The sequence below is a fragment of the Nitrosomonas sp. Nm84 genome (genome assembly GCF_003201565.1).
Lineage (GTDB): Bacteria > Pseudomonadota > Gammaproteobacteria > Burkholderiales > Nitrosomonadaceae > Nitrosomonas.
The window spans coordinates 1-5,473 of sequence record NZ_QJJP01000056.1; the positions used below are offsets into that span (position 1 = coordinate 1).

Annotated in this window: 5 protein-coding genes and 1 pseudogene; 5 read left to right on the forward strand and 1 reads right to left on the reverse strand. The window is 43.9% G+C overall.

What is annotated here, in order from left to right; all coding sequences use genetic code 11:
• Nucleotides 1–134 precede the first annotated feature (134 nt).
• Nucleotides 135–482: pseudogene (locus tag C8R34_RS15785) on the reverse strand (transposase); the annotation flags it as partial.
• 259 nt (nt 483–741) lie between these two features.
• On the opposite strand from C8R34_RS15785, the gene C8R34_RS15790 reads away from it, so the two are divergent.
• The 5 genes from C8R34_RS15790 to C8R34_RS15810 all read left to right on the forward strand — a co-directional run bounded on the left by C8R34_RS15790 (nt 742) and on the right by C8R34_RS15810 (nt 5,248).
• Nucleotides 742–1,446, forward strand: coding sequence for a hypothetical protein (locus C8R34_RS15790; protein WP_110342199.1), 705 nt, complete (start codon nt 742–744; stop codon nt 1,444–1,446).
• Nucleotides 1,447–1,467: 21 nt separating this feature from the next.
• A complete protein-coding gene (locus tag C8R34_RS15795; protein ID WP_110342201.1) occupies nt 1,468–2,832 on the forward strand; it encodes a DUF6519 domain-containing protein in 1,365 nt (454 codons plus the stop codon).
• Between the two features lie 508 nt (nt 2,833–3,340).
• Nucleotides 3,341–4,660 (forward strand): integrase family protein, encoded by a 1,320-nt coding sequence (locus C8R34_RS15800; protein ID WP_258364539.1) that lies wholly within the window; start codon nt 3,341–3,343, stop codon nt 4,658–4,660.
• Nucleotides 4,661–4,713: 53 nt separating this feature from the next.
• Nucleotides 4,714–4,983 (forward strand): BrnT family toxin, encoded by a 270-nt coding sequence (locus C8R34_RS15805; protein WP_110342203.1) that lies wholly within the window; start codon nt 4,714–4,716, stop codon nt 4,981–4,983.
• A complete protein-coding gene (locus tag C8R34_RS15810) occupies nt 4,967–5,248 on the forward strand; it encodes a BrnA antitoxin family protein (RefSeq protein ID WP_110342205.1) in 282 nt (93 codons plus the stop codon). Before C8R34_RS15805 ends, C8R34_RS15810 begins: the two co-directional genes overlap by 17 nt.
• Nucleotides 5,249–5,473: the final 225 nt, after the last annotated feature.

Sequence of the window (5,473 nt, forward strand, 5' to 3'; positions counted from 1 at the left end):
TATAATCGAGGACAATCTATTTTGAATGAACGTGAAAAAATAAAACGGCGAACCTTAGCTCTGCGACGCCAAATGTTTTATGCTAAACAAGCAACGAACTCAAGTCTGATGAGCTAATGCGTCTCTTAATTCAGCCACCCATTAGTCCACATTGCTTTGACGACGTACAATAGCTCAGCCACGGTTTCCTTAAGTAGCCGAGTCTCGCCACGCAGGTTCTTGACTTCATCCGACGTCGATTCACGAACAGTATCACCCGCTAACTGCTTCTTTCCAGCTTCCAGAAATTCCTTTGACCAGCGGTAATAGATATTGGTATTAATGCCTTCTCGGCGGCATAGCTCTGCAATACTGTCTTCGCCTCGAAGACCTTCCAGCACGATGCGGATCTTTTCCTCCGCTGAATATTGGCGCCTGGTTGCTCGGCGTATATCGCGTACGGTCTTCTCGACACTATGGTTTTGTTGATTCTTTCCTGTCATTCATCGCTCCTTTTTAAAGTAACGATGAACTAAAACACTCTCTTAGGCAATCACGCTATTTTGTCCAATTTGCGCTGACGGGATACACACCTTGGTTCCGGGTTGGAATCTGGATTGTGACTGTCAGCCCGAGTGTCCTGCTGAACCTTCTCTAGAAATTTTTAGCCCGAGCGCGTGTGTTGTCATTGAACAGAGTATTCTTGGATCGATCCAGATCAATCCTACTTTGCCGGATTCGAATGAAGAGTCAGAGCCATATATGGATATTTCGAAAGATGAAGAACCGGAAGTTTACATAGAAAGAAGTGAAGTTCAGCGAGCAAGGTGTGAAGGTGTCGTAAAAGAAACACGGCTCGACCCAATACGCTTGTGTATCAATGACAGTATTATTGATGCCACAAGCCCGGATCAAGAAGCAATCGGTGGTCCAGGTTGTCCAGTTGGATACGCAGTTCTGACGATAAAACGCAGTACAGTGTTTGGTCAGGTGCAAGTGCATGCGATTGAATTAGGTGAGAATTGCATTTTTGAAGGACGCATCACTGTCGCACGTCGGCAGTACGGTTGCTTGCGATTTTGTTATGCCACTCCGTATTCACGCACCCCTGCACGTTATATGTGTCAACCCGATCTGGTAGAAGATGCTGCAATTAAGGAGAGACTTCGTAAACAAGCAAAGGCACCACCTGCAGCTAACGAAATTGAAGCCGAGAAATCTTGCGAGCAAGTGTCTTTCGAGCAAGTTCGCGTCAAACCGCAATTCAATAGCGTACGTTACGGCACCCCCACTTATTGCCAATTGGCATTGAATTGCGCACAAGAGATTAAACGAGGTGCGAATGATGAGTCAGAAATGGGGGTTTTTCATAACCTGTTTCAGGCACAGCGCGAGGCCAACCTTCGTATTCGTTTGGATGAGTATGTTCCTGCGGGATCAGATGTGGGTATTATTTTTGCGAGTTAACTCAGAATTGGGAGAACAACGATGAAAGGCGATTTTTCAAGAGATACGTTTGATCCACTGAAACATTTTAGCCGTGTATTGCTGCAGCAGGGACGAGTACAACTGGATGCAGATACGAATGAACAAACGGCTATTTTGCTGCATTATTTGCGCACGCTCGTCACCGACCTGATTGGATCGCACGCGGGTCCAAATGACAATTCCGGTTTTCTCATTGATAACCCCAGCAAGAAAGACTTTTCTATTGGAAAGGGGCGCTATTATGTGGCAGGGATTTTATGTGAGAATGACACAGATATCACTTATAAGACACAAAAAGATTATCCCCATCCACCTGAGCTTGAGGAAGATGTTCCTTATTTAGTTTATTTGGATGTTTGGGAACGCCATATTACAGCGCTTGAGGACGATTATATCCGCGAGAAAGCACTTGGCGGACCGGATACTGCAACCCGCACTAAAGTGATCTGTCAGGTAAAGGTAGACAAAGGGGAAGAAGGATTGAGTCCAAGTGATTGTGTAACTGTTTCGAATAACTGGAAAGAGAAATGGATAAACCGTTGGCAGCCTGCTAACCGAGGATCATTGAAGGCGTGCGTTACCCCCCAGAAGGATTCAAAAGATCCATGCCTGATTGCTCCGGATTCGAGATATCGAGGCCAGGAAAATCAACTTTATCGCATTGAAATTCATAAAGGAAGTAAAGGGGATAAAGCCGGTGAACCGAATAGTGCAACTTTTAAATGGTCAAGAGATAATGGTGCGGTAGTTAGCAAGGTGTTGGAATTTTCTGGTAAAGAATTGACAGTTGAAAAAACACTGGGCTTCGAACCAAAAATCTGGGTTGAACTGAGTAATGATGACCAAGAATTGCGAGGAGAACCTGGTAGCTTAGCTAAGCTGGTCAATGTGGAAGGTAATCGTTTCATACTTGAATCCGCAATTCTTAGACCTGCTGGTATTTCAACTAATGAAGAATGGCCAACCAAGGTGCGACGCTGGGATCAGCGTTATAACAGTAATCTAATTGAAGGGGCAATTCCTATCACAGAAGATAAAGCTGACTGGATAGAGATCGAGAATGGTATCGAGATTCAATTCGTAGCTGCTGATACTGGAGAAGATTCCCATCATTATCGAACAGGGGATTTCTGGCTCATTTCCGCTCGAGTTGCTACAGGTGATATCGAATGGGTTGAGATAGATGAAGATGGTAAGCCAAAGGATGAAAAGAATCCTATTGCAAGAGAGCTTTTTGGCATTCAGCATCATTATGCGCCACTTGCAATTCTGAATATGGGTCAGAGTGAACCACCCGATTGCCGTTGCAAATTTGAGCCACTCAAGAATGATTGTGACCGATCTGGTACGAGGAAAAAAGCGTAAGAAAGAATAAATAGAGTGGAAGTACTGAAAAATAATGAGTGTGATTACTTAAGGCAGCAAAGAAATTTTTTTCCAATCATTATTATCGGTTCTCCATCGATTGAAAGGTGCATTTAATACTTTATCACTCGTGATGAAGTGTTTTATTTGACAATAGATCAACAGTTCTCATATAAATATGATCAATTCGCTGGTTTTCATTGCTCAATATTTTATTGTGAATTTCCTACATTACGGCTACACAAAGGCACAAAAAGATAAAACAATTAATCATATTTTATATAACTTATTGTTTTATTGGTGGCCAAGGGCGGAATCGAACCACCGACACAAGGATTTTCAGTCCTCAATAAATAGTATTTATCAGTGTTGATTGTTATTTGTCATAAGTATTATATTCATATAAAACAAATACAGAACAACGAACACTTTAATTATTGTGTTGATTAATATTCGTCTGTATACTTATTTCATGGTGACATGGTGGTGACATGAAAAAGGTGATTGAGTGGCGAAAATACTTAAAGCTAAAAAGGTCGAATTAACCGTCGGACGAATCGCGAAGTTAAAGTGCGAGGAGGGAAAGACGCGCACGTATCTATGGTGCAAAGAGTTTAAAGGCTTTGGAGTTATTGCCACAATCGCCGGATCAAAATCATTTATATTTCAGGCCAAAATTTACGGCAAATCTGCACGCATGACGATTTGTGATGTAAATGCGAAGAGAATTGACGATGCACGAAAAGAAGCACGTCGCCTTCAGGCTCTTATAGATCAAGGCTACGATCCCCGCCAAGTAAAAGCCAACAATAAAGCAGCAGAGCAAGCCGCCACCGCTGCCAAGAAAGTACAGGAAGCCCGCGAAATTGTAACAGTAGGCGAAGCCTGGAAAGAATATGTGACTGCTCGCAAGCCGCTATGGTCAGCACTGCATATACGCGACCATGACAAAGTTATGCAAACAGGTGGTGATACACGCAAACGAAGTAAGAAACTGACAGAACCAGGATCACTTGCAACACTTGCCAAAATTCGATTGGTAGATTTAACACCCGAATTAGTTACGGAGTGGGCAAAGGCTGAAGCTTTGATACGACCGACACGCGCCCGACTTGCTCTACGATTATTAAGAGCGTTTCTGAATTGGTGCGGCAGGCATTCAACGTATAAAGCCATTGTGACAAGCAATCCAGCGCAAAATAATGACGCTAGAGAGAGTCTTGGCAAGGCCAAAGTTAAGCACGACGTGTTACAGCGCGAACAATTGCCCGCATGGTTTGATGCAGTCAAGCAAATTCAGAATCAAGTTATATCTGCATATCTGCAAACTCTTTTCCTGACTGGCGCCCGCCGGGAGGAAATCGCTTCTTTACGCTGGCAGGATATAGATTTTCAATGGAACAGCTTAACAATAAATGACAAGGTGGAAGATTTCAGGATCATCCCGTTAACGCCTTATGTAGCTAATTTGCTGTCCACCTTTCCCCGCCGCAATGAATGGGTGTTTTCAAGTCCTAGCGCGGAAAGTGGCCGTTTAACCGATCCTTCCATAGCGCACCGAAAAGCCTGTGCAATTGCTGGATTGGATTTAACTTTGCACGGGCTAAGGCGATCTTTCGCCAGTCTTTGCGAATGGATAGAAATGCCCGCTGGTATCGCTGCCCAAATTCAGGGGCACAAACCGCAAGGTGTACGAGAGCAAAACTATATCCGCCGCCCGCTTGATTTGCTGCGCGTGTGGCATGTCAAGATTGAGTCATGGATATTAGAGCAAGCCGGGATTGAGTTTGAACCAGCACAAGCAGGTTTGCACATTATAAAATGTTAAACATAACTACAAATAATTCTTGACTCTTACAATAAACATAACTACATTAATATATGCATGTAATTTATGATGTTGCCAAGGATGCAATAAACAAGGAAAAACACGGTGTATCACTGACTGAGGCGGCATTCATTGATTGGGATGCTGCACTGATATGGCAGGACACACGGCAGGATTACGGAGAAACTCGCATGATTGCCTTAGCACCGATTGGAGAAAGGCTATATTGCGTAGTTTATGTCGACCGTGGGAATGACCGGCGAATAATCAGCTTGCGTAAGGCAAACTATAGAGAGGTGATTCAATATGCAAATCAAAACTAAATCAGGGCGAATTTTAGAACTGCCTTCACCGGAAGAAGACGCGCAGATTACCGCCGCCGCGCTTACCGATCCCGACAATTTACCGCTGACTGATGCAGAGTTAGGTCAATTCAAGCGGGGGCGAGGAAGACCACAAGGAAGCGGCAAAAAGGAGCAAGTAACACTGCGCATAGATACTGAAATACTCGAACAATTCAGAGCCACTGGCAATGGCTGGCAAACCCGCATCAATGATGCATTAAGAGACTGGATGAAACAGCACTGATTTATGAGCAATAACCGCCACCTGACGGAATCAGGTAAAAGCGGGGTTATCAAGTGTAGAAGCACTTGAGCCCCTAACCACAACCAAACTAATAAGGAGTTTGAATCATGGCTGATAAAGATTCTACCAGTGTCAATCGGCGTGCAAAACTTACCGGGATTTTGGGTAAATCGGCGTTGAAAAGTTTCCACCCAGGATTGTTAAATATCCGACATTTAGTCGGAG

What these genes read in the sequence shown, in the direction of transcription:
- C8R34_RS15790 (WP_110342199.1), top strand. Translation starts at nt 742, where the DNA reads ATGGATATTTCGAAAGATGAAGAACCGGAAGTTTACATAGAAAGAAGT.
- C8R34_RS15810 (WP_110342205.1), top strand. Translation starts at nt 4,967, where the DNA reads ATGCAAATCAAAACTAAATCAGGGCGAATTTTAGAACTGCCTTCACCG.
- C8R34_RS15805 (WP_110342203.1), top strand. Translation starts at nt 4,714, where the DNA reads ATGCATGTAATTTATGATGTTGCCAAGGATGCAATAAACAAGGAAAAA.
- C8R34_RS15795 (WP_110342201.1), top strand. Translation starts at nt 1,468, where the DNA reads ATGAAAGGCGATTTTTCAAGAGATACGTTTGATCCACTGAAACATTTT.